Annotated in this window: 23 protein-coding genes; 11 read left to right on the forward strand and 12 right to left on the reverse strand. The window is 68.2% G+C overall.

Annotated features, from left to right (window positions below; translation table 11 throughout):
- Positions 1-94: 94 nt before the first annotated feature.
- Complete coding sequence (locus SMN802W_RS0113530) at positions 95-832, forward strand: Crp/Fnr family transcriptional regulator (RefSeq protein ID WP_019517457.1); 738 nt, start codon at positions 95-97, stop codon at positions 830-832.
- 6 nt (positions 833-838) lie between these two features.
- Here the strand turns inward: SMN802W_RS0113530 and pgmG are convergent, their stop codons facing one another.
- The 3 genes from pgmG to SMN802W_RS0113545 all read right to left on the reverse strand — a co-directional run bounded on the left by pgmG (position 839) and on the right by SMN802W_RS0113545 (position 3,303).
- Positions 839-2,209 carry a phosphoglucomutase/phosphomannomutase PgmG gene (pgmG, locus tag SMN802W_RS0113535; RefSeq protein WP_019517458.1) on the reverse strand — a complete coding sequence of 457 codons (1,371 nt, stop codon included), beginning with the start codon at positions 2,207-2,209 and terminating at the stop codon, positions 839-841.
- Positions 2,210-2,278: 69 nt separating this feature from the next.
- Entirely contained in the window at positions 2,279-2,539 is a 261-nt protein-coding gene (locus tag SMN802W_RS0113540) for a DnaJ domain-containing protein (protein WP_019517459.1), read from the reverse strand.
- Positions 2,536-3,303: a division plane positioning ATPase MipZ gene (locus SMN802W_RS0113545; RefSeq protein ID WP_026326127.1), complete on the reverse strand. Its 768-nt coding sequence runs from the start codon at positions 3,301-3,303 to the stop codon at positions 2,536-2,538. Before SMN802W_RS0113545 ends, SMN802W_RS0113540 begins: the two co-directional genes overlap by 4 nt.
- 188 nt (positions 3,304-3,491) lie before the next feature.
- Here SMN802W_RS0113545 and panC point away from each other — a divergent pair, with 188 nt between their 5' ends.
- Together panC and SMN802W_RS0113555 are read left to right on the forward strand one after the other, a co-directional pair.
- The gene (gene panC / locus SMN802W_RS0113550) at positions 3,492-4,337 is read left to right on the forward strand and encodes a pantoate--beta-alanine ligase (protein ID WP_019517461.1); all 846 of its coding nucleotides are present in this window, start codon (positions 3,492-3,494) and stop codon (positions 4,335-4,337) included.
- Positions 4,338-4,452: 115 nt separating this feature from the next.
- A complete protein-coding gene (locus SMN802W_RS0113555; RefSeq protein WP_019517462.1) occupies positions 4,453-4,746 on the forward strand; it encodes an SEL1-like repeat protein in 294 nt (97 codons plus the stop codon).
- Positions 4,747-4,820: 74 nt separating this feature from the next.
- Here SMN802W_RS0113555 and topA read toward each other — a convergent pair whose 3' ends face one another.
- Complete coding sequence (topA, locus tag SMN802W_RS0113560) at positions 4,821-7,427, reverse strand: type I DNA topoisomerase (RefSeq protein WP_019517463.1); 2,607 nt, start codon at positions 7,425-7,427, stop codon at positions 4,821-4,823.
- A gap of 121 nt (positions 7,428-7,548) precedes the next feature.
- Between topA and SMN802W_RS0113565 the strand changes: the two genes are divergently transcribed.
- Positions 7,549-8,124 (forward strand): hypothetical protein, encoded by a 576-nt coding sequence (locus SMN802W_RS0113565; protein ID WP_156818908.1) that lies wholly within the window; start codon positions 7,549-7,551, stop codon positions 8,122-8,124.
- On the opposite strand, the gene SMN802W_RS17690 is transcribed toward SMN802W_RS0113565, so the two are convergent.
- From SMN802W_RS17690 to plsY, 3 genes are read right to left on the reverse strand one after another with little or no spacing between them, the layout of a single operon-like run.
- Complete coding sequence (locus tag SMN802W_RS17690; protein WP_019517465.1) at positions 8,121-8,471, reverse strand: hypothetical protein; 351 nt, start codon at positions 8,469-8,471, stop codon at positions 8,121-8,123. The genes SMN802W_RS0113565 and SMN802W_RS17690 overlap by 4 nt on opposite strands.
- Positions 8,465-9,589 carry a DNA-processing protein DprA gene (gene dprA, locus SMN802W_RS0113575; protein WP_019517466.1) on the reverse strand — a complete coding sequence of 375 codons (1,125 nt, stop codon included), beginning with the start codon at positions 9,587-9,589 and terminating at the stop codon, positions 8,465-8,467. The genes SMN802W_RS17690 and dprA overlap by 7 nt, the downstream gene beginning before the upstream one ends.
- A 2-nt stretch (positions 9,590-9,591) precedes the next feature.
- Complete coding sequence (plsY, locus tag SMN802W_RS0113580) at positions 9,592-10,164, reverse strand: glycerol-3-phosphate 1-O-acyltransferase PlsY (RefSeq protein WP_019517467.1); 573 nt, start codon at positions 10,162-10,164, stop codon at positions 9,592-9,594.
- Positions 10,165-10,294: 130 nt separating this feature from the next.
- Between plsY and murI the strand changes: the two genes are divergently transcribed.
- Positions 10,295-11,095, forward strand: coding sequence for a glutamate racemase (gene murI, locus SMN802W_RS0113585; protein ID WP_037524185.1), 801 nt, complete (start codon positions 10,295-10,297; stop codon positions 11,093-11,095).
- A gap of 49 nt (positions 11,096-11,144) precedes the next feature.
- Positions 11,145-12,443 carry a 5-aminolevulinate synthase gene (gene hemA, locus SMN802W_RS0113590; protein ID WP_019517469.1) on the forward strand — a complete coding sequence of 433 codons (1,299 nt, stop codon included), beginning with the start codon at positions 11,145-11,147 and terminating at the stop codon, positions 12,441-12,443.
- Positions 12,444-12,464: 21 nt separating this feature from the next.
- Here the strand turns inward: hemA and SMN802W_RS0113595 are convergent, their stop codons facing one another.
- Positions 12,465-13,439 carry a M48 family metalloprotease gene (locus tag SMN802W_RS0113595; RefSeq protein WP_019517470.1) on the reverse strand — a complete coding sequence of 325 codons (975 nt, stop codon included), beginning with the start codon at positions 13,437-13,439 and terminating at the stop codon, positions 12,465-12,467.
- A 101-nt stretch (positions 13,440-13,540) separates the two neighbouring features.
- On the opposite strand from SMN802W_RS0113595, the gene hppD reads away from it, so the two are divergent.
- The 4 genes from hppD to SMN802W_RS0113615 all read left to right on the forward strand — a co-directional run bounded on the left by hppD (position 13,541) and on the right by SMN802W_RS0113615 (position 17,152).
- Positions 13,541-14,593 carry a 4-hydroxyphenylpyruvate dioxygenase gene (hppD, locus tag SMN802W_RS0113600; RefSeq protein ID WP_019517471.1) on the forward strand — a complete coding sequence of 351 codons (1,053 nt, stop codon included), beginning with the start codon at positions 13,541-13,543 and terminating at the stop codon, positions 14,591-14,593.
- Between the two features lie 143 nt (positions 14,594-14,736).
- Complete coding sequence (gene hmgA, locus SMN802W_RS0113605) at positions 14,737-16,038, forward strand: homogentisate 1,2-dioxygenase (protein WP_019517472.1); 1,302 nt, start codon at positions 14,737-14,739, stop codon at positions 16,036-16,038.
- A 7-nt stretch (positions 16,039-16,045) separates the two neighbouring features.
- On the forward strand, positions 16,046-16,441 hold the full coding sequence (locus tag SMN802W_RS0113610; protein ID WP_019517473.1) for a Rieske (2Fe-2S) protein: 396 nt from the start codon (positions 16,046-16,048) through the stop codon (positions 16,439-16,441).
- Between the two features lie 24 nt (positions 16,442-16,465).
- Positions 16,466-17,152 (forward strand): methyl-accepting chemotaxis protein, encoded by a 687-nt coding sequence (locus tag SMN802W_RS0113615; protein WP_026326131.1) that lies wholly within the window; start codon positions 16,466-16,468, stop codon positions 17,150-17,152.
- A 16-nt stretch (positions 17,153-17,168) separates the two neighbouring features.
- Here SMN802W_RS0113615 and SMN802W_RS0113620 read toward each other — a convergent pair whose 3' ends face one another.
- Both SMN802W_RS0113620 and SMN802W_RS0113625 read right to left on the reverse strand, forming a co-directional pair.
- On the reverse strand, positions 17,169-17,735 hold the full coding sequence (locus tag SMN802W_RS0113620; RefSeq protein ID WP_019517475.1) for a lipocalin family protein: 567 nt from the start codon (positions 17,733-17,735) through the stop codon (positions 17,169-17,171).
- Positions 17,736-17,770: 35 nt separating this feature from the next.
- Positions 17,771-19,873, reverse strand: a complete 2,103-nt coding sequence (locus tag SMN802W_RS0113625) for a malate synthase G (RefSeq protein ID WP_026326132.1) — start codon at positions 19,871-19,873, stop codon at positions 17,771-17,773.
- Between the two features lie 90 nt (positions 19,874-19,963).
- On the opposite strand from SMN802W_RS0113625, the gene SMN802W_RS0113630 reads away from it, so the two are divergent.
- Complete coding sequence (locus SMN802W_RS0113630; protein ID WP_019517477.1) at positions 19,964-20,851, forward strand: LysR family transcriptional regulator; 888 nt, start codon at positions 19,964-19,966, stop codon at positions 20,849-20,851.
- Between the two features lie 3 nt (positions 20,852-20,854).
- On the opposite strand, the gene SMN802W_RS0113635 is transcribed toward SMN802W_RS0113630, so the two are convergent.
- Together SMN802W_RS0113635 and SMN802W_RS0113640 are read right to left on the reverse strand one after the other, a co-directional pair.
- A complete protein-coding gene (locus SMN802W_RS0113635; RefSeq protein WP_019517478.1) occupies positions 20,855-21,226 on the reverse strand; it encodes a tRNA-binding protein in 372 nt (123 codons plus the stop codon).
- 18 nt (positions 21,227-21,244) lie between these two features.
- Entirely contained in the window at positions 21,245-21,916 is a 672-nt protein-coding gene (locus SMN802W_RS0113640) for a glutathione S-transferase family protein (RefSeq protein ID WP_019517479.1), read from the reverse strand.
- Positions 21,917-21,960 lie beyond the last annotated feature (44 nt).

Raw genomic sequence — 21,960 nt, forward strand, 5'->3', positions numbered from 1 at the left:
AATTAATCCATGTTTTGTTCCGCTTGATCGACTTTAATGCAGGACGGTGCCCGCTCCCCATAAGCGGAAGCAATAACAAGGGGTTTGACACTGCGTGCGGGTACGTACCTTCGCCGACCGGATCGGCGAGTTCCTTCCGTTGTCCGCTTCCGAACGCGAGGCCGTGGAGCAGGTGCAGGGCCGCACACGCTCGCTCCGGCGGGGGGCGGTGCTGGTGCGCGAGAACGATCGCACCAGCGACCTGTACGTGGTGTCGAGCGGGATGATGATGAGCTACGTGCTGCTGGACGACGGCAGCCGGCAGATCCTGCGGTTCCTTTTCCCCGGTGATCTGACGGGCGCGTCGGCGCTCGCCTATGCGCATTCGCCCGAATGCGTGGCGGCATTGTGCGACAGCATGGTCGCGCTGTTCGACCGGGCGCAGGTGGCCGAGGTGTTGGCGCGGCACCCGCGTCTCGCGCTCGCGCTGACGGCGATCGACCAGGCGGAACGCGCGGCAATGACCGATCGGCTGGCAGGGCTGGGACGTACATCGGCGCAGGCGCGGATCGCGGCGGTGCTGCTCGACATTCGCGACCGGTTGCGGCGCGCGGGCGAGGACGTCGAGGGCAGCTTCACGCTGCCGCTGACACAGGAGGAGATCGGCGACGCGAGCGGGCTGACCGCGGTGCACGTCAACCGTATGCTGCGCCAGCTGGAAGAGGCGGGGCTGATCGCGCGGCAGGGAACGCGCGTGATTCTGGCGGACGAGGCGCGGCTGAAGCGCGCGGCGAAATATGTCGACCGACTGTCGCGCGTTGATCTGTCGTGGATGGTGCCGGCGCAGGCGTGAGCGCGCTCAGGTGGCGCGCGATACGCCGCTGAGCGCCAGCTGCTGATCGATCGTGGCGAGCAACCGGTCGAGCCCGGCTTCGTCCGCTGCTTCTGCGCGAAGCGTCACCGCCGGCTGCGTGTTCGACGCGCGCAGCAGCCACCAGCCGTCGGGGGTGGAGACGCGCAGGCCATCGGTTTGATCGACCCGCGCACCAGTGGCGAGCACGCGGGCGCGTACCTCCTCGACGATGGCGAGGCGGCGATTCTCGGGCACCGCGATGCGCAGCTCGGGCGAGGCATGCGTGGCGGGCAGGCGGTCGATCAGCTCGGCCAGCGAAAGCCCCGAGTGATGGATCGCTCCGATCAGGCGGACGGCAGCGTAGAGCGCGTCGTCGAACCCATAATAACCGTGCGCGAAGAAGATGTGCCCCGACAGCTCGGCGCCGATCGCCGCGCGCTCCGCCTTCATTCGCGCCTTGATCTGGCTGTGGCCCGACTTCGCCATGACTGCGCGCCCGCCGAGCGCGCGAACGCGGTCGAACAGCGTGTCGCTCGACTTCACGTCGGCCACGACGCACGCGCCAGGAACTTCACGGAGCAGCGGCTCGGCGAGGAGTGCGAGGATCTGGTCGCCCCAGACGATCCGCCCGCGCGCGTCGACCGCGCCGATGCGGTCGCCATCGCCGTCGAAGGCAAAGCCGAAGTCGAGCCGCTCGCGGCGGATCAGCGCGATCAGGTCGGCGAGGTTGGCGGGGATCGTCGGGTCGGGATGGTGGTGGGGAAATGCGCCATCGACCTCGGTGTAGAGCAGATGGTGCTCGCCGGGCAGCGCCTGCGTCAGTCGCTCGATGACTGGACCGGCCGCGCCGTTGCCCGCGTCCCAGCCGATGCGAAAGGTGCCGCCCGCAGCGCCTGCGAGCAGGCGGGCGACGTAATCCTCCATCACCGCCGCGTCGGTCACGGTGCCTGAGCCCGCTTCCCAATCGCCGGCCTCGGCCAGTCGAGCGAGGTCGCGCACGTCGTCGCCGAAGAAGCTGTCGTGTGCCAGCACGAGCTTGAACCCGTTATCGCCTGCGGGATTGTGGCTGCCGGTCACCTGGATGGCGGCATCCACCTCCAGCGTGGCCTCGGCAAAATAGAGCATCGGCGAGGGACCGAGACCGACCCGGACCACATCGACGCCGCCGGCGGTCAGGCCATCGACCAGCGCGGCTTCCAGCATCGGCGAGGACAGCCGGCCATCGCGACCGACCGCGACGCGGCGGCCACCGGCGCGGCGCACGCGCGTCGCGAAGCTGCGCCCGACGGCAAAGGCGTCGGCACCGAACAGCGTCTCGTCGACGGTGCCGCGAATGTCATAGTCGCGCAGGATCGAGGCGTGGAAGCAGTGCGTCATGGCAGCGGCATAAGATGACAGACGAACGACGCCAACGCTGCCGTGCCCTTTTGAAGGAAGTCGTATGGCTCAGCGCGCGGCGGTGATGCGTGCGAGCAGCAGGTCGCGCGCGGCGTTGACGCGGCGCGCTTCCTCCGCCGAGCCGCCGCGATCGGGGTGCAGTTCCGCAATCAGGCGGCGATGCGCGGTGCGGATCGCGTCGGCGTCGGCATCGGCGGCGACGCCCAGCGTCCGGCGTGCGGTCGCGATCGCACCGGGACGGCGCTGCGGGGGTTTCTTCAGGAGCCACCACACCAGCCAGATCACCAGCGCGGCGACGATCAGCTTCATGCGGCCGCGCTCGACAGCGCCGTGTCGGGCAGCGCAAACCCTGCCATCATCTCGCGCAGTTCCTGCCGCGCGGCGACGTGGCTCAACCCCATGCCGCCGAACGACTTGTTGTCGAGCAACGTCAGCCCGGCCGGGAACAGCTCGCGGTAGATCACGCGCTCGCCCAGACCGGGAATGATGCGGAAGCCGACCCGGCGCGACAATTGGTCGAGGGCCTCCGACACGCGGCGCATGTTGCGCGCGTCGACATAGGCGAGGCGATTGCGCAGCACGACCCAGTCGATCGTCGTTCCGTCCGCCTTCGCGCGCGCCTTGCGCACATCCCAGATCAGTTCGGAGTAGAAGCTGGGACGCTTGACCTTGAACGTCTCGGCATCGACCTGCCCGATCAGGTCGAAGTCGACGAAGCTGTCGTTCATCGGCGTGACCAGCGTGTTGGCGAGCGCGGCGGCGGTGCGCGCGCACGGATCGTCGCGGCCCGGCGTGTCGATCACGAGGAAATCGTAGCCGTCGCTGAAGCGCGCGAACAAATCCTCGAAATTGCCGTCGGCCTGGCCGTCGCCGGTGGCGTGATCGGGGATCGGCAGCGGCTGCCCGGTGCGCTCCACGGTCGCGGCGCGGTTGTCGAGGTAGCGCCCGAGCGTACGCTGGCGATGGTCGAGGTCGATGCACGCGACGCGCGCGCCGCGGGTGGCGAGGGCAACCGCGGTGTGGACCGCCGTCGTCGACTTGCCCGTGCCGCCCTTTTCATTGGCGTAGACGATGACGTGCGGGCCGGCGTGCGGCTGGCTTGCGAGCTTCGTACCGGCGGCGGAGGGCGCCTCGGCGGCGGGCTCCGTTGCCGGAGCGGTGATGTGCGTCTCGGTCTGGTCAGACAACGCGCGACTTCCCTGATTGATTGCTGTTTGACGCCATCATAGAAGCCGCGGCGCAGGGATACGAGGGGTAAGACGTGGAAGTGTTTCGGGAACTCGCGGGCTTGCGCGAACAGGTCGCGGCGGCACGCGCGGCCGGACGCGAGATCGCGCTGGTGCCGACGATGGGGGCACTCCACGCCGGGCATATCGCGCTGGTCGAGGCGGCGCGGCGGCCGGGAACGTGCGTGGTCGCGTCGATCTTCGTCAACCCGAAGCAGTTCGGCGCCAACGAGGACCTGTCGCGCTACCCGCGCAAGGAGACGGGCGACATCGCGATGCTGACCGAGGCGGGCTGCGACCTGTTGTGGCTGCCTCCGGTCGAGGTCATGTACCCCGAAGGATTTTCGACCAACATCTCGGTTGCCGGGGTGAGCGAGGGGCTGGACGGTGCGGCGCGGCCGGGCCATTTCGACGGCGTGGCCACCGTCGTCGCCAAGCTGTTCAACCAGGTGCAGCCGACGCGCGCCTATTTTGGTGAAAAGGACTTCCAGCAGCTCGCCGTCATCCGCCGCATGGTCGCCGACCTCGATTTCGACATAGAGGTGACGGGTGTACCGACACAACGAGAGGACGACGGGCTCGCGCTGTCGAGCCGCAACGTCTACCTCGACACCGAGGAGCGCGCCAAGGCAGTGGCGTTGCCACGCGCGCTGGGGATCGCGGCGCGCGCGATTGCGACCGGCACGCCGGTCGAGAAGGCAGTGGCGGACGCGACCACCTACCTGTCGAATGCCGGGTTCGAGGTCGATTACGTCTCGCTGGTCGATGCGGAGACGCTCCAGCCGCAGGCAGACACGTCGCGGCGGCGGCAATTGCTCGCGGCGGCGCGACTGGGCTCGACGCGGCTGATCGACAATCTGGCGGTCGAGGCAGCGGAGTAAGGCGGGCGGGGTAAACGGGCGTGCTCACGACGCCGTTAACCCGTTAACCATTTGGTGAGCCCAATCGGGTCATAGCCGTGCGATCAGCATTCACGCTGTAATCGGGGGCAAACCGATGACCGTAGTTTCCAGTACGCCGTTACTGCTCGACCGCCGGATCGCCAAGGCACGTGCCGGCGACGCTGATGCTTCTTACGACCTGGGGATCGCTTACTCCACGGGTACGTCGGGCGCCGCGCTCGACCTGATCGAGGCGCACAAGTGGCTCAACCTCGCCGCCGCCTGGGGGCATGACGCGGCACCCGCCGCGCGCGCCGAGGTGTCCGACGACATGACCGCGCGCGAGATCGCGACCGCGCAGCGCGCCGCGCGCGACGTGATCGGCCTGCTCAACCGCCGCGCGGCGTAAACGCCGGTCTTTCTACGCTACGCTGAGCGCACGTGACGGTGGCAGGTGCCGGGTACGACCCGACACCTGATCAATCAGGCGGTCGCCTTCTTTGCCGCGGGTTTCTTGGCAGGCGCCTTCTTCGCGGCGGGCTTCTTTGCGGTTGCTTTTGGCGCCGGCTTGTCGCCCTCGGCCGTCGTTGCCGTCTTCTTCGGTGCAGCCTTCTTCTTCGCCGCCGGCTTCTTCTTGCCCGCCGGTGCCATCGCCGCCCGCGCATCGATCAATTGCGCGGCTTCCTCCACCGTCAGTTGCTCTGGCGTGATCGTCTTGGGCAGCGTCGCGTTGGTGGTGCCGTCGGTGACATAGGGGCCATAGCGACCCTCCATCAGCTTCAGCTCGGCCTCGGTGCGCGGGTGTGCGCCCAGTACCTTTAGCGGCTCGCGCGCCGCGCCGCGTTGCGGACGCCCGCCCCCCGCTGCCGCCTCGGCAAGCTTCACCACCGCGGCGTTCATGCCGGTCTCGAACACGTCGGCGGTCGAGGAGAGCCGCGCATACTTGCCCGCGTGCGCGAGATAGGGGCCGTAGCGCCCGATCGCGGCGGTGATGTCCTGACCCGTCTCAGGGTGCTGGCCGATCGTGCGCGGCAGGCTCAAGAGATTGAGTGCCATTTCGAGGTCGAGCTCGACGTCCTTCGGGATCGAGGCGCGCTTCGCTTCCTTGCCCTCGCCCAGCTGGATGTAGGGGCCGAAGCGACCCGACTTGCGCTCGACCTCCAGCCCTGTCTCGGGATCCTTGCCGAGCATCTCAGGACCGGTCGACTCGGCGGCATCCCCCCCTTGAGCGAAGCGACGGGTGTATTTGCATTCGGGATAGTTCGAGCAGGCGATGAACGCGCCGAAGCGTCCGCCGCGCAGCGCAAGGCTGCCCGCCTGGCACGCCGGGCAGGCGCGCGGGTCGCTGCCATCGGCCTTGTCGGGGAACAGGTACGGCGCAAGGAAGGTGTCGAGTTCGGCGGTCACCTCCGACGGCTTCTGCTCCATGACCTCGGCGGTGCGCGGCTTGAAATCGCGCCAGAAGCTTTCCAGCACCGCCTGCCACTGCGCGCGGCCGCCCGAAACGTCATCGAGTTCTTCTTCCAGCTCGGCGGTGTAGTCGTAGCCGACGTAACGCGGGAAGAAGCGTTCGAGGAACGCGGTCACCAGCCGGCCGCTCTCCTCGGCGAAGAAGCGGTTCTTCTCGACCCGGACATAGGCGCGATCCTTCAGCGTCTTGATGATCGAGGCGTAGGTGGAGGGGCGCCCGATGCCGAGTTCCTCCATCCGCTTGACGAGGCTCGCCTCCGAATAGCGCGGCAGCGGCTGGGTGAAATGCTGCTCGGCGTCGACGCCCTTTTTCGCGGGCGCGTCGCCCTCGCGCATGCGGGGCAGGCGGCGCGCGTCCTCGTCCTGGCTGTCGTCGGTGCCTTCCTCGTAGAGCGCGAGATAGCCGGGGAAGAGCACGACCTGACCGGTAGCGCGCAGCACGTTGCGCCCGGTACCATCGGCGAACTCGATCGTGGTGCGCTCCATGCGGGCGGACGCCATCTGGCTGGCGAGCGCGCGCTTCCACACCAGCTCGTAAAGCCGCGCGTGGTCGCCCGCGCCGACGCGATCCTTGCCGAAATCGGTCGGGCGGATCGCCTCGTGCGCTTCCTGCGCATTCTTGGCCTTTGCCTGATACTGGCGCGGCTTGTCGGGGACGTAGCTACCGTCGTAGCGGTTGGCGATCGCGCCGCGCGCGGCCGAGATCGCGCTGCCGTCCATCTGCACGCCGTCGGTGCGCATATAAGTGATCGCGCCGTCCTCGTAGAGCTGTTGCGCGATCCGCATCGTGTGGTCGGCGGAGAAGCCAAGCTTGCGCGCCGCCTCCTGCTGTAGCGTCGAGGTGGTGAACGGCGGCGGCGGGTTGCGCGTCGCCGGGCGCGTCTCGACCGATTGGACGGTGAAGCGGCCGGCCTCGACATCGGCCTTTGCGCGCTTGGCATCGCCTTCGTTGCCGATCGACAGGCGGTCGAGCTTCTTGCCTTCCCACTGCGACAGCCGCGCGGTGAAAGGTGTTCCGTCATGCTCCAGCGCGGCCGTTACCGACCAATATTCCTGCGCGACGAACAGCTCGATCTCGCGCTCGCGTTCGACGATCAGGCGCAGCGCGACCGACTGGACGCGGCCCGCGGACTTGGCACCCGGCAGCTTGCGCCACAGCACCGGCGAGAGCGTGAAGCCGACGAGATAGTCGAGCGCGCGGCGCGCACGGTACGCGTCGATCAGGTCGGTATCGAGCGCGCGCGGCGCCTTCATCGCGTCGGTCACCGCCTGCTTGGTGATCGCGTTGAAGGTGACGCGCTCGACCGCCTTGGGCAAAGCGCGGCGCTTCGCTAGCACTTCCTGCACGTGCCAGCTGATCGCCTCGCCCTCGCGATCGGGGTCGGTCGCGAGGATCAGGCGGTCGGCGACCTTCGCCAGATCGGCGATCGCCTTCAGCTGCTTGGCCTTGTCGGCGTAGTTTTCCCATTCCATCGCGAAGCCGTCGTCGGGGTTCACCGATCCGTCCTTGGGCGGCAGGTCGCGGACGTGGCCATAGCTCGCGAGGACGCGATAATCGGAGCCGAGGTACTTTTCGATGGTCTTCGCCTTGGCAGGCGATTCGACGATGACGAGTTGCATTGGGGCCTAACTAGGAAGCTTCACACGTATGCGCGAGGGTGGAGAGGTCGGGGCGGCGGCGTCAAGCGGGATTGCGGGGCACGATCGTGGGTCGCATGATGAACAAAGGTGGGGAGCGGGCGTGATGCGAACAGGTTGGTTGATGGGCGCGCTTGCGCTGTGTTGTGCGGCGGCGACGCAGGCGGGATGGTCGGGAGAGTTCCTGCTCGCACCCGCAGACTCGCGCTTCGTGTTCGGCTGGGAAGCGCCGGCAGGTCATGGCATGCGCGAATATGTCCCGCGCGGCGAGACGGTGGAGAACTGGACGCGCATGGTGACGCTGCAACGCTTCGGTTACCGGGCAGGAATGACGCCCGCGGCGGTGCTGGCGCGTACGGCCGCCCTGATGCAGGCGGCGTGCCCGGGTGCGACGGTCACGCCGGGCGAAAGCGTTCCGCTCGCCGGTCATGTTTCGGCGACGATCCGTGTCGACTGCCCGCGCAATCCGCAGACCGGAAAGCCCGAGACGATGTTCGCGCGCGCGGTGCTGGGCGATGATGCCTTGCACATGGTGCAGGCGGCAACGCGGCGGGTACCGACAATTGCGGATGTGCGCTGGGCGGCAGGCGTGTTGCAGGGAGCGGTATTGTGCACCGCCAGCGACGTCACGAGCCGGTGCGGCACTGCGCGCGCGGCGACACCGGGTGCGGCGCTCTAGCGCTGCGGCGTCGCGCGCCAGGCGAGGAGGAAGCCGACGCCGAGAATAAGATCGACCGCGCCGAAGATCGCAGTGGTCGAGCCGCGGGCAAGGACAAGCGCGGGAACGCCGAACGCCGCCTTCTCGAAAACGCCGGCGAGCATCATCGGCCGATAGCGAACGGGGTCACGGCTGATGATCCAGAAAACGAGCTGGAACGCGAGCGCGGTGAGCGTGAAGGCGAGCTGTGGCAGCGTCGTGACCTCCGGCGCGGCGAAGCTGGCGAGCAGCGCGGTCGTGCCGTAAATCGCGGCGCCGCGGAACCACCACCGGACCCAGCGCGGCGAGGATGCAGGCGCGCTCAGCACAGGCTGACCCGTCCACCAGCGTGGCGTTCGAGGCGGCCGCCGAGTTCGAGTTCGAGCAGCACCATCTGCACCACCGCAGGCGCGAGCGCGGTCTGGCGGACGAGTTCGTCGATGCCGACGGGCACCGGGCCGAGCAGGTCGGTGACGCGGCGGCGATCGGCGTCGCTCGCGTCCTCAGGTGGAGGTGCGTCCCAGCCGGCGACCGGTGACCTGACACTCGCGCGCAGATCGATCGGTCGGACCTGTTCGAGCACGTCGGCGGCGGACTGGACCAGCACCGCACCGTCGCGGATCAGGCCGTTGCACCCTTGTGCGCGCGGGTCGCTCGGGTGGCCGGGCACCGCCATCACCTCGCGCCCGGCCTCGCCCGCGAGCCTGGCGGTGATGAGCGAGCCCGAGCGCGGCGCGGCCTCGATCACGACGGTGCCAAGCGACAGCGCGGCGATGATGCGGTTGCGATGCGGAAAGTGGCGTGCGCGCGGCTCGGTACGCGGCGGCATCTCGGCGACGAGCAGCGCTTCCTCGGCGATGCGTTCCTGCAACCGTGCATTCTCGGGCGGGTAGGCGACATCGATCCCGCCGGCGATGACGCCGATCGTCGCGGCACCCGCGCCCTCATGCGCTGCGGTGTCGATCCCGCGTGCGAGACCGGAGACGACGACCGCGCCGGCGTGCGCGATCTCCTGCGCCAACCCGCGCGCGAAGCGGCACGACGCGGCCGAAGCGTTGCGCGCGCCGACCATTGCGACCGTGTCGCGCGTGGCGCACGACAAGTTGCCGCGGATCGTCAGCACCGGCGGCGCATCGGACAGCTCGGCGAGAAGCGGCGGATAATCGGGCGAGCCGAGGAACAGGTAGCGCGCGCCGGCCCGCGTCACCGTCGTCATCTCACGCTCAGCCGCATGAATGTCGGTGACCGCAGGGACACGCCCGCCGCCGCGACGGGCGAGGGACGGCAGCGCCTCGATCGCCGCCGCCGCGGTGCCGAAGCGGGCGAGCAACTGGCGGAACGACACCGGACCGATCGACGGCGTGCGGATCAGACGCAATCGTGCGAGTGCGTCGTCGTCAGCGATCGTCGCGGCCGGAGCACCGTGCGGCGCCGCGACATCGGACATGTTCAGGCCGCGTTCTTCGTGCCGCCGACGCGCGGCTCGGTTCCGTCGAGCAGGCGCGAGATGTTCGCGCGGTGCTTCCATATCACGAGGAGCGCGAGCGCGAGCAGCAGCGGCACGAGGTCGAACGGGCCGAGGATCGCGGCGGCGACCGGCGCGCTGACCGCCGCCGCCATGCCGGCGACCGAGGAGATGCGCATCCCTGCAAGCAGCCCCAGCCATATGAACGCGTAGACGAGCCCGAGCGGCCAGGCGAGTGCCACGACGATCCCCATCAGCGTCGCGACGCCCTTGCCGCCCTTGAAGCCGAGCCAGACGGGATAGCAGTGGCCGACGAACGCCCCCGCCGCGGCAAGCGGCGCCTGGTCAGGGAACAGCGCGGCGACGATTCCGACGGCGGCGACGCCCTTCAGCATGTCGAGCAGCAGCGTCGCGGCGGCGAGCCCCTTGCGCCCGGTGCGCAGCACGTTGGTCGCGCCGATATTGCCCGAGCCGACCTGCCGCAGGTCGCCGGCGCCGCCCAGCCGCGTCAGGATGACGCCGAACGGGATCGAGCCGAGCAGATAGCCGATCAGCAACGCCGCCGCGGGCGGTATCCAGATGATCTGGGTGGCCAGTTCTGTTCCCCTTCTGACCCTGTTTTAGCGTGCGGGCGAGCAGGTGTCACTCATCTGTATCTACTAGGCGGCGAAGGCTATGTGGACGTGCATGAACGACGATGCGCGACCGATCCTGTTCTTCGACTCAGGGGTGGGCGGGCTGTCGGTCGTCGCGCCGACGCTCGAACTGCTGCCGGCCGCGAGCATCGTCTACGCCGCCGATTCAGCCGCTTTTCCTTACGGCACGAAGAGCGAGGCGGAGATCGCAGCACGCGTGCCTGCACTGCTCGGGCGGTTGGCGGAGCGGTATCGCCCGCGATTGATCGTGATCGCGTGCAACACCGCCTCGACGATCGCGCTTCCGGCGGTGCGCGCCGCGCTCGACGTGGCCGTCGTCGGCACGGTGCCCGCGATCAAGCCCGCGGCGGAAGCGTCGCGCACGCGAGTCGTCGGTGTGCTGGGCACCGCGGCGACGGTGCGTCAGCCCTATGTCGACGATCTGGCGGCCCGCTTCGCGGGCGATTGCACCGTGCTGCGCTACGGCTCCGCCACGCTGGTCGAACTGGCCGAGGCGAAGCTGGCGGGCGAGGCGGTCGATGCGGACGCCGTCGCGCGCGAGCTCGCCGGGCTGTTCGACCAGCCGGATGGTGAGCGGATCGACGTGATCGTCAACGCGTGCACGCATTTCCCACTGCTGGTGGATGAGCTGCGCGCGGCGGCGCCGGCAGGTGTGACCTTCGTCGATGGCGGCCCCGGCATCGCGCGGCGCGTGGCGTCGCTGACGCAGGGGCAGGCGTGGCCGGGCGAGTCGCGCGGGCACCGGCTCGTCTTCACGCGGCTAGGCGCGCGCGAGACGCGCATCGGCGACCAGTTGCGCGCACGCGGGTTTGCACTCCCTGAGACACTATGATCGACCAAATGCGCTGGAAAAGCGTGGGTTAGCAGGCTAAGTCGCCGGCATGATGAGCGAGAGCAGCGAAACGCGCCTTGTTGCGGAGAGCAGAGTGCCGGAAAGCAGCGTCCGTTCGGGTGACGCGCGCCCGGTCGACTATTCGCGCGTGTTCACCCAGGCGATCGACCGCCTGCACGCCGAGGGGCGCTACCGCGTCTTCATCGACATCCTGCGCAACAAGGGCATGTTTCCCAACGCGCGCTGCTTTGCCGGGCACAACGGCCCGAAGCCGATCACGGTATGGTGCTCGAACGATTACCTCGCGATGGGGCAGCACCCGAAGGTGATTGCGGCGATGGAGGAAGCGCTCCACGACGTCGGCGCCGGCTCGGGCGGCACGCGCAACATCGGCGGCAATACGCACTACCACATCGATCTGGAGGTCGAACTCGCCGATCTGCACGGCAAGGAAGCGGCGCTGCTGTTCACCAGCGGCTACGTCTCGAACGAGGCGACGCTGGCAACGCTCGCCAAGGTGCTGCCGGGGTGCATCATCTATTCGGACGAGCTCAACCACGCGTCGATGATCGCTGGCATCCGCAACTCGGGCGCGGAAAAGCGCGTGTTCCGCCACAACGATCTGGCGCATCTGGAAGAGCTGCTCTCCACCGACGATCCGGCGCTGCCGAAGCTCATCGCATTCGAGAGCGTGTATTCGATGGAGGGCGATGTCGCGCCGGTTGCGGCGATCTGCGATCTCGCCGACAAGTATAACGCGCTGACCTACCTCGACGAAGTGCACGCGGTCGGCATGTACGGCGCACGTGGCGGCGGTATTTCCGAGCGCGATGGCGTAGCCGACCGGCTGACGATCATCGAGGGGACGCTGGGCAAGGCGTTCGGGGTGATGGGCGGCTATATCGCGGCCGACCGCACGATCGTCGATGTGATCCGCAGCTACGCACCCGGCTTCATCTTCACCACCAGCCTGTCGCCGGTGCTGGTCGCGGGCGTGCTCGCCTCGGTCAGGCACCTGAAATCGTCGAGCCTCGAGCGCGACGGGCAGCAGGCAGCTGCGGCGACGCTCAAGGCGATGCTGAGCGACGCCGGACTGCCGGTGATGCTGGGCGAGACGCACATCGTGCCGGTGATGGTCGGCGACCCGGTCAAGGCGAAGAAGATCAGCGACATCCTGCTCGCCGAATACGGTGTCTATGTTCAGCCGATCAATTACCCGACCGTGCCGCGCGGGACCGAGCGGCTGCGCTTTACCCCCGGCCCCGCGCACAGCGAGGCGATGATGCGTGAGCTGACCGACGCGCTGGTCGAGATCTGGGGCCGGCTGGAGCTGCGTCAGGCGGCGTAAGGGTCTAGGCTCGGCGGCGACTCAGTCGAGCGCCGCGTCGCGCTGGTCAAGAATTGGCGGCAGATAGGGCAGTGGCGCACTTGCCGGCATCGCCGCCAGCGCCTCCGCGATGATGCGCGCACGCTCCTTGGGTGAGGGATGCGTGCGGCTACGGAACATGCCGGGGTCGACTTGTCTGCCCGGTCCCTGCCAGAAACGCACCGCATTCTGTGGGTCCCAGCCGGCGTTGCGGAGCAGAAACGCGCCGAGCACGTCGGCCTCCGTCTCAGTGTCACGGAACAGTCGCGCGTTGCGGCCGAACTCACCGAACAGCCCCCATTTGACCCCCGCCGCCTCCAGCCGCGCGCGGTGGCGCAGGATCGTGTGCGCGAGCTCGTGCGCGACGACGACCGCGACATCATCGTCGCCGTAGGTTTCCATCAACCGCGCGCCGACCTGTACGACATGGCCGTCGGACGAGGCGCCGAGCTTGGGTCCGGCGACGACCTCGAACTCGCTGCGGCAGGCGGGCACGGGCGCGATCGACACGCGGCGCGTGCGGCTCTGGTCGGTGAGCGTCAGCGACACGGGGGCGCGCACCGGCAGCGCGGCGAGGCGGGCTAGTGCGACGTCGCGCGTCGCGCTGGTGTCGTGCGCGGTGGTCGGCGGAGGCAGCGGCGTGCCCGCAATAGCGGCGACGCCTTCGTTCTGCAGCACGCCGGCGCGCGCGGCGGGGGAGCCGGGCACGACCCACTCGACCGCGACCGGCGCGGCGAAGCCGAATACGCTGCGTGCGGCATCGGCATCGCGCGCGGCATATTGATCGATGGCGTGCAGCACGACGCCGGTGCCCGGCTGCTGATCGCGGCACAGCGCCGCGTTGGCGGTGGCGAGCCGGTAGGCGATGTTCGCCAGCCGCGCGTCCTCGCTGCGCAATGCCTCGAAAGTGGCGCGGCTGTCGGGCGCGGCCGCGGCGACGAGGGCGAGTGGCAGGAGCAGGCGGAGCAGACGCGACATGCGCGCTTCTACCAAGCCGGTCGAGCCGGGTCATCAGCCCGCATTGACTTGGCTGCCCGCAAGCACCAGAATAGTTTCACTTGATACCAGTGGAGCGCGCAATGGACCATATCGACGTCAATCCGATGGGGCTCGATGGTTTCGCCTTCTGTGAGTTCACCTCGCCCGATGCCGACATGCTGGCGAAGCAGTTCGAGGCGTTGGGCTTTGTGGCGGCTGCGACGCATCCGACCAAGCAGGTGACGCTCTATCGTCAGGGTCGCATCAATCTGCTGATCAACCGCGAAGAGAGCGGCCAAGCAGCCGAGTTCCGCAGCAGCCACGGTCCGTCGGCGAACGCGATGGCGTTCCGCGTCTCGGATGCGCGCGAGGCGCTCGCCGCGGCGGTCGAGCGTGGTGCGAAGGCGATGGACGCGAGCGGCAGTGCGCTTCCGCGAGCGCAGGTGCTAGAAGGGATTGGTGGGTCGCTACTGTACCTGGTCGACGCTGATCCGTTCGCCGACTGGAACGAGGTCGAGGGCTGGCGAGAGGCGGCGGCGCAGAACAACGTCGGGCTCGACGTGCTCGACCACCTGACGCACAACGTGCGGCGCGGGCAGATGCGGACGTGGTCGGCCTTCTATGGCCAAATCTTCGGCTTCGAGGAGCAGAAGTATTTCGACATCAAGGGCAAGGCGACCGGCCTGTTCAGCCAGGCGATGATCGCGCCCGACAAGGCGATCCGCATCCCGTTGAACGAGAGCCAGGACGACCACAGCCAGATCGAGGAGTTCATCCGCGACTACAACGGCGAGGGGATCCAGCACCTCGCGCTCACCACCGACGACATTTACGGGACGGTGGAGAAACTGCGCGCGCGCGGCGTCAAGTTGCAGGACACGATAGAGACCTATTACGAGTTGGTAGACAAGCGCGTGCCGGACCACGGCGAGGATTTGGAGCGACTGCGCAAGAACCGCATCCTGATCGACGGTAATGTCGGCGAGGAAGGGCTGCTGCTGCAAATCTTCACCGAGAACATGGTCGGGCCGATCTTCTTCGAGATCATCCAGCGCAAGGGCAACGAGGGGTTCGGCAACGGCAACTTTCAGGCGTTGTACGAAAGCATTGAACTGGATCAGATCAGGCGCGGGGTTATCCAGGTCGACGCATAAGCGTCGACCGGATGGCCGCGCGCAGGCGCGGCCCGCGCCCGGCCAGCGCGGATGAAGCCGGCGCACAAGGCGCGGCTTCGCCGCGTCTGACGCGCCGGCGGGCGTGACACGAAGCGCCTGACATAGAGCCGAAAGGACTGAGGATGACCGCTACCATCGACCCCGCCTACATTCCCGGTTTCGGCAACCACGTCTCGACGGAGTCGATCCCCGGCGCGCTGCCGGTCGGGCGCAACTCGCCGCAGCGCCCTGCCTTCGGCCTCTACACCGAGCAATTGTCGGGCACCGCCTTCACCGCCCCGCGCCACGAGAACCGCCGCTCGTGGCTATACCGCATGCGACCCACCGCCGAACATCCGCCGTTCAACCGGTACGACGGCGCCAAGCGCTTCGCCCCCGGCACGACCGACGCCCCGCTCGCGCCCAACCGGCTGCGCTGGGACCCGCTGGCGATGCCGGAAGGAGCGGGCGTCGACCTGATCGACGGCATGACGACGATGCTCGCCAACCGCCACCCGACCGATCTGGAGGGCGTGGCGATGCACGTCTACGCCGCAAACCGCGACATGGACGCCCGCGTGTTCGTCGACGCGGACGGCGAGTTGCTTTTTATTCCGGAACAGGGGCGGCTCGAGCTGCTGACCGAACTCGGCCGCATTGAGGTCGCGCCCGGGCAGGTCGCGCTGGTGCCGCGCGGGGTGCGGTTCAAGGCGAAGCTGCCGGATGGAAGGGCGCGTGGCTACGTCGCGGAGAATCACGGCGCGCTGTTCCGCCTGCCCGATCTCGGCCCGATCGGCGCCAACGGCCTCGCCAATCCGCGCGATTTCGAGACACCGGTTGCCTGGTTCGAGGACGTGGACGCGCCGACTGAGGTCATCCAGAAGTTCATGGGTTCGCTGTGGACGACGACGCTCGATCACTCGCCGCTCGACGTGGTGGCGTGGCACGGCAATCTGGCACCGTGGCGCTACGATCTGTCGCGTTTCAACACGATCAACACCGTCAGCTTCGACCATCCCGACCCGTCGATCTTTACCGTGCTGACATCGCCCAGCGACGTGCCCGGCCGCGCCAACGCCGACTTCGTCATCTTCCCGCCGCGCTGGATGGTGGCGGAGGGCACGTTTCGCCCGCCGTGGTTCCACCGCAACGTCATGTCGGAGGCGATGGGCCTCATCATCGGCGCGTATGACGCGAAGGCGGAAGGGTTCCAGCCCGGCGGTATCTCGCTCCACAACATCATGAGCGGGCACGGCCCCGACGTCGCGAGCTGGCAGGGCGCGAGCGCGGCCGAGCTCAAGCCCCACAAGATAGAGGGCACGATGGCGTTCATGCTGGAAAGCTGCTGGGCATACCGGCCGACCGACTACGCGCTGGCCCACGCGCAGCTCGATTACGATGCGGTGTGGGCCGACTTCCCCAAGGCGACGTTGCCGCAAAGATGATGGACGCGTGAGCGACACCGACACGCGCGTGTTCGCGACACCTGCGGGAGTGAAGCTCGGCGCGCTCGACCAGATCGCCGATGGTGCTGCGCGTAACTACGTGCTGCAACTGCGCGCCGGGCGTTTTCACGGCCTTGTAGTGCGCCAGGGACAGGCGGTGTACGGCTACGTCGACCGCTGCCCGCACGCCGGCCTGCCGCTGGCGCAGGAACTCGACGCCTATCTGACACCCGATGGCGCGCGGATCATGTGTTCGTGGCACGGCGCGGTGTTCGCGATCGACGATGGCCGCTGCGAAGGCGGGCCGTGCATGGGCGCGCGGCTTACGCCGTGGCCGGTGCGCGTCGACGATGGCGTGATTGTTACAGCAAATTCGCAACCAGCCTCCGAAACGAAGGATTAAGTACCCCAGGTTAGTAGCTTCGGCATGGCTACTTCATATCCCGCTCCCGACCATCGCAGCGGAGGGGCCTCGCAAGCCGCATGGCACGCGGTATGCCGATCGCAGGCGGTGATCGAATTTACCATGGACGGCGTGATCACCTGGGTTAACGACGCGTTTCTTCGCATCGTCGGCTACCGTTCCGACGAGCTGGTCGGGCGGCATCACCGCCTTTTGTGCCTGGACGGGCAGGCGGACACCCCCTCCTACGCCGCTTTCTGGCGCAAACTCGGCTCGGGTGAGTTCGATCAGGGCGAGTACCCGCGTCGTAGCGCACGCGGTGAGGAGGTTTGGTTGCAGGCGACCTACACGCCGGTGCTGGATGCCGCCGGTCACCCGGAACGGGTGCTCAAGATCGCCACCGATATTACGCGGCAGGTCATGCTGGAGCGCGAGGTGCAGGCACATCTGGTGCAGTCGCGGGCAGCGGGCACGGCGTTGACCGAGCGTGGCGCCGCGCTCGAGAAGACGATGGCGCAGGTGGCGGAGATCGTGTCTACCATCTCCGGCATCGCCAAACAGACCAACCTGCTCGCGCTCAATGCGACGATCGAGGCGGCGCGCGCGGGCGACGCCGGGCGCGGCTTCGCTGTGGTCGCCTCGGAGGTCAAGAAGCTTGCGCGCGACACGCACGACGCGGCCGGACGCGCGGCGCTGCTGGTCGCAGCGTAGCGCGCCTGGTGCCGCGTTAGGGCTGGTGCGTGCGGCGCAGCGTGCTCGTGTCGTAGCCCAGTGCTTTCGCGCGCGCGAACAGCGCCTCGACCTGTTCGTCGCCCGGACGCGGCGAGCGCGTGAGTAGCCACAGGTAACGTCCGCCGGGCTCACCGACGATCGACCAGCTGTAGTCGTCGGCGTGGTCGAGCACCCAATAATCGCCGACGTACAGTGGTCCGAAGAACGATAGCTTGAGCTTCGCGCCGGTTTCCTTGTCCGCAACCACGCCCTTTGCGCGCGCGACCTTACGCTGGCCGCCGCGCGTGCCGGCGTTGGTCACGCCGATCCGGTCCGCCGACAGCCGCGAGTAATCGGCGGTCACCGCGTCCATGCCCTCTTCGAAGACATATTCGTGGCGCGCGATCTCGTACCAGCGGCCGAGATAGCGGTTCAGGTCGACTGGCTTCGCGGGCGCGGGCACGCGCGGGTTGATGACCGGCGGGCGCTTGGCGCGAAGGTAGAGGAAACCGCCGAGGCCGAGTGCCGCCGCACCGACGCCCGCCAGGACGCCGGCCTTTGGAAGAGTGGATTGCTGTGCCATGTGCATCCCTACCAGCGACGGCGCGCGTGGTTCCCTCAGCCCGCGCACGCCTTTTCGCGCAGGCGCGCGGCGTGGAGCAGCGGCTCGGTATAGCCGCTCGGTTGCGCGACCCCGTCGAAGACGAGCGCGCGCGCGGCCTGGAACGCAATGCTGTCACCCTCGCGCCCCGCCATCGGGCGGTAGGCCGGGTCGCCCGCGTTCTGCTCGTCGACCTTGACCGCCATGCGCTTGAGCGCGGCGTCGATCTCCTCCGCGCTCGTGACGCCGTGGAGCAGCCAGTTCGCCATGTGCTGCGACGAGATGCGCAGCGTCGCGCGGTCCTCCATCAGGCCGATGTCGTGGATGTCGGGCACCTTGGAGCAGCCCACCCCCTGGTCGATCCAGCGCACGACATAGCCGAGGATGCCTTGGGCATTGTTGTCGAGCTCCTCGCGCACCTCCTCGGGCGTCCAGTTGCGCCCGGTCGCCAGCGGGACGGTGAGCAGGCGGTCGAGCGACGCGATCGGCTCGGCTTGGCGCGCCTCCTGCTGCGCGAACACGTCGACGCGGTGGTAGTGCGTGGCGTGGAGCGTCGCCGCGGTGGGGGAGGGAACCCAGGCGGTGGTCGCGCCGCTGATCGGATGCGCAACCTTCTGCTCCAGCATGTCCGCCATCATGTCGGGCGCGGCCCACATGCCCTTGCCGATCTGCGCACGGCCCGACAGTCCGCAGGCGAGGCCGATCTGCACGTTGCGATCCTCGTACGCCTTGATCCAGTCGGCGCCCTTCATCTCGGCCTTGCGGATCATCGCGCCGGCGCGCGTCGCGGTGTGCATTTCGTCGCCGGTGCGGTCGAGGAAGCCGGTGTTGATGAACACGATCCGGTGGCGCACCGCGTGGATGCAGGCGGCGAGGTTGGCCGAGGTGCGACGCTCCTCGTCCATCACGCCGACCTTGATCGTGTGGCGGTCGAGGCAGAGCAGGTCTTCTACCGCGTCGAACAGGCGGTCGGTGAACGCGCATTCGTCGGGGCCGTGCATCTTGGGCTTGACGATGTAGATGCTGCCCGCGCGGCTGTTGGCGTGCGCACCCCGGAGGTCGTGCATTGCGACGAGGCTGGTGATGATCGCGTCGAGGATTCCTTCGGGCGCTTCGCTGCCGTCCGCCAGCCGCAGCGCGGGCGTGGTCATCAGGTGGCCGACGTTGCGGACGAACAGCAGGCTTCGGCCGGGCAGGACGATCTCGTTGCCATCGTCGCCGGTGTAGCGGCGGTCAGGGTTCAGCCGACGCGTCACCTGTTGGCCACCCTTCTCGAATGTGTCCGAGAGGTCGCCGCGCATCAGCCCTAACCAATTGGCATAGGCCGCGACCTTGTCGGCGGCGTCGACCGCCGCGACCGAGTCCTCCAAGTCGCAGATCGTCGTCACCGCGCTTTCCAGGATCACGTCGGCGATCCCCGCCGGGTCGTCGCGGCCGATCGGATGGGCAGGACCGAACACGACCTCGACGTGGAGGCCATTGTGTCGGAACAGCCGGCCGGTTTCGCTGCGACCGACATACTGCGCCGGGTCGGCAAGCGTGACGTTGTCGCTGGTGAGGTCCGTCCACGATCCGCTGGCGAGCGGCACCGCATCATCAAGGAACGCCTTCGCCCAGGCGATCACCTGGCTCCCACGCGCCGTGTCGTACGTGCCGCCAGGGTTGGCCGAGCCGAGCGCGTCGGTGCCGTAGAGCGCGTCGTACAGGCTGCCCCAGCGCGCATTGGCGGCGTTCAACAGGAAGCGCGCGTTGAGGATCGGCACGACCAGCTGCGGCCCAGCGGTGGTCGCGACCTCCGCATCGACGTTCTGCGTGTCGATCGTAAACGGCGCAGGTTCGGGGACGAGATAGCCGATCTCGCGCAGGAACGCCTGATACTCGGCTTGGTCGATCGGCTGCCCGGCGCGTGCGGTGTACCAGTCGTCGATACAGGCCTGCAGGTCGTCGCGGCGCGCGAGCAGGTCGCGGTTCTCGGGCGCGAACCGCGCGAAGATGTCGGCCACGCCCGCCCAGAAGGTGTCCGGCGCGATCCCGGTGCCGGGCAGCGCGCGTTCCTCGATAAAGCTGGCGAGTACACGGGCGACGCTCAGCCCGGCACGGTCGGTCATTTGCTCGGTCATGTTTTTCTCTCCTGCACGCCGCTTGTAGCCGCCCGTGATCTACCTCACTAGACGCATTGCTGTGTCAGCAGTCGGTACAAGAATGCACGAATGATTGATCCCGATTACGTCCTGTTCGCGCGGCTGGTAAGTGCGGGGAGCATCGCGGCGGCGGCGCGCGGGCTGCGTTTGTCGCCCGCGATGGCATCGCGACGGCTCGCGCGGCTGGAGGCTCGACTGGGCGTGCGTCTGGTGCAGCGCACGACCAGGCGGCTCGCCTTGACGCCCGCGGGTGAGCGGTTTCACGCCGACGTGGTCGCGATCCTCGCCGCGGTCGAGGCGGCCGAGGCGCGGCTGACCGGCGCGGCGGCGGCGCCCGCAGGGTTGCTGCGCGTGACGGCGCCGACCTCGTTCGGGCGGCTGCACGTCGCGCCGCAGCTGCACCGCTTCCTCGCGGCTCATCCTGCGGTGACGCTGTCGTTCGATCTGTCCGACGCATTCAGCGACCTGGTGGCGGACGGGATCGACGTAGGCGTCAGGATCGCCGCCGGCGTGCCGGCTGGGCTGGAAGCACACCGGTTGGGAGACAGCCGCCGGGTCCTGTGCGCGAGCCCCGACTATCTGGCGCGCGCCGGAACGCCGGTGCGGATCGATGATCTCGGCGCGCACGCGCTGCTCGCCGCAGTCGGGCAGATGCCGTGGCGGCTGGTATCGGGCACGCGCCGTATGAACGTCGATCACACCAGCCGGATCGAGACCAATTCGAGCGAACTGGTGCGCGAGCTGGCGCTCTCGGGGGTCGGCATCGCGCTGCGGTCGCTGTGGGACGTGGGGAATGCGTTGCGCAGCGGACGCCTGGTGCGCGTGCTGCCCGAGTGGGAGGGGACACGCGACGTCGCAATCTGGGCGGTGCATCCCCGCGCGCCGATCGTCGCACCCGCGGTGCGCGCCTTCATCGCCTTCCTGCGCGAGACGATCGAACCCGCCGCGTGGGAGTAGCGCCTAGAACAATCGCCCGCCGTTCGGCACCGGATGCGCGGGGCTGACGAGTACCACGGCACCGTCCGCGTCGGGGAAGCCGAGCGTCAGCACCTCCGACATCATCGGCCCGATCTGGCGCGGCGGAAAGTTGACCACGGCGGCGACCTGACGCCCGACCAGTTCGTCGGCGGCGTGACGCACGGTGATCTGCGCCGATGATCGTTTGACGCCGATCGTCTCGCCGAAATCGATCGTGAGCTTGAACGCGGGCTTGCGCGCCTCCGGAAAGGGATCAACTGCGATGATCATACCGACGCGCACGTCGACGCGCATGAAGTCGTCGAACGTGATCGGATCGGCCGCGGGGGTGGCAGGGTCGTTGGTCACGTGCATGTCAAAGGTCCGGGCGGCTTAGAAATCCGGGTTTTCGTAATAGCTCGGCGGCTCGATCCCGCTGACGCGTTCAGTCAGCAGCGGGCGGAAGCTGCGGCGGCTCTTGAACGCGGAATACCAGGCTTTCGCGTGCGCATGCCCGGTCCAGTCGATTCCGCCGAGATAGTCCGCGACCGAGATCTGCGACGCGGCGGCGAGGTCGGCAAGGCTGATCGTCGCGCCCGCGATCCATTTGCGGTGGTCGAGCAGGTAATCGATGTAGTCGAGGTGCCCGACCGACGACTTCATCGCCTCGCGCAGGCGAGACGCATTGGGGGCGGTGCGGTGGACCAGCCGGTTGAGCATCCGCTCCTCGAGCAGCGGCTGCGTCACGTCGCGGTAGAAGAAGGTGTCGAACCACGTCACCAGCCGGCGGATCTCGGCGCGATTGGCCGATGATCCGTTGATCATCGCGGCGCGGTCAACCGTTTCCTCGAAATATTCGCAGATCGCGAGCGAGTCGATCAGCACCTCGCCCTTGTTCGGCTCGACCATCACCGGGGTCTGCCCGGCGGGGTTCATGTGGAGGAAATCGTCGCGCCGTTCCCACGGGTGCTCGCGCACCAATTGATAGCCGACGTCCTTCTCGTTGAGCAGCGTGCGCACCTTGCGGGTGAACGGACACAGGGTGAATTGGTGCAACTGCCACATATGATGGTGAATAGCGGGACTGCGGTGGCGGGCAAGGCCGCGGA

Origin of the sequence: Sphingomonas sp. Mn802worker, assembly GCF_000382485.1 — a bacterium.
Taxonomy (GTDB): Bacteria; Pseudomonadota; Alphaproteobacteria; order Sphingomonadales; family Sphingomonadaceae; genus Sphingomonas.

Bases quoted from the DNA above. Each gene is read 5' to 3' on its own strand.
- SMN802W_RS0113595 (WP_019517470.1), bottom strand. From the start codon at position 13,439: ATGTCGCGTCTGCTCCGCCTGCTCCTGCCACTCGCCCTCGTCGCCGCG.
- SMN802W_RS0113615 (WP_026326131.1), top strand. From the start codon at position 16,466: ATGGCTACTTCATATCCCGCTCCCGACCATCGCAGCGGAGGGGCCTCG.
- SMN802W_RS0113620 (WP_019517475.1), bottom strand. From the start codon at position 17,735: ATGGCACAGCAATCCACTCTTCCAAAGGCCGGCGTCCTGGCGGGCGTC.
- topA (WP_019517463.1), bottom strand. From the start codon at position 7,427: ATGCAACTCGTCATCGTCGAATCGCCTGCCAAGGCGAAGACCATCGAA.
- SMN802W_RS0113540 (WP_019517459.1), bottom strand. From the start codon at position 2,539: ATGAAGCTGATCGTCGCCGCGCTGGTGATCTGGCTGGTGTGGTGGCTC.
- SMN802W_RS0113625 (WP_026326132.1), bottom strand. From the start codon at position 19,873: ATGACCGAGCAAATGACCGACCGTGCCGGGCTGAGCGTCGCCCGTGTA.
- SMN802W_RS0113630 (WP_019517477.1), top strand. From the start codon at position 19,964: ATGATTGATCCCGATTACGTCCTGTTCGCGCGGCTGGTAAGTGCGGGG.
- SMN802W_RS0113640 (WP_019517479.1), bottom strand. From the start codon at position 21,916: ATGTGGCAGTTGCACCAATTCACCCTGTGTCCGTTCACCCGCAAGGTG.
- hemA (WP_019517469.1), top strand. From the start codon at position 11,145: ATGATGAGCGAGAGCAGCGAAACGCGCCTTGTTGCGGAGAGCAGAGTG.
- hmgA (WP_019517472.1), top strand. From the start codon at position 14,737: ATGACCGCTACCATCGACCCCGCCTACATTCCCGGTTTCGGCAACCAC.
- dprA (WP_019517466.1), bottom strand. From the start codon at position 9,589: ATGTCCGATGTCGCGGCGCCGCACGGTGCTCCGGCCGCGACGATCGCT.
- pgmG (WP_019517458.1), bottom strand. From the start codon at position 2,209: ATGACGCACTGCTTCCACGCCTCGATCCTGCGCGACTATGACATTCGC.
- murI (WP_037524185.1), top strand. From the start codon at position 10,295: ATGAACGACGATGCGCGACCGATCCTGTTCTTCGACTCAGGGGTGGGC.
- SMN802W_RS0113555 (WP_019517462.1), top strand. From the start codon at position 4,453: ATGACCGTAGTTTCCAGTACGCCGTTACTGCTCGACCGCCGGATCGCC.
- hppD (WP_019517471.1), top strand. From the start codon at position 13,541: ATGGACCATATCGACGTCAATCCGATGGGGCTCGATGGTTTCGCCTTC.
- SMN802W_RS0113635 (WP_019517478.1), bottom strand. From the start codon at position 21,226: ATGCACGTGACCAACGACCCTGCCACCCCCGCGGCCGATCCGATCACG.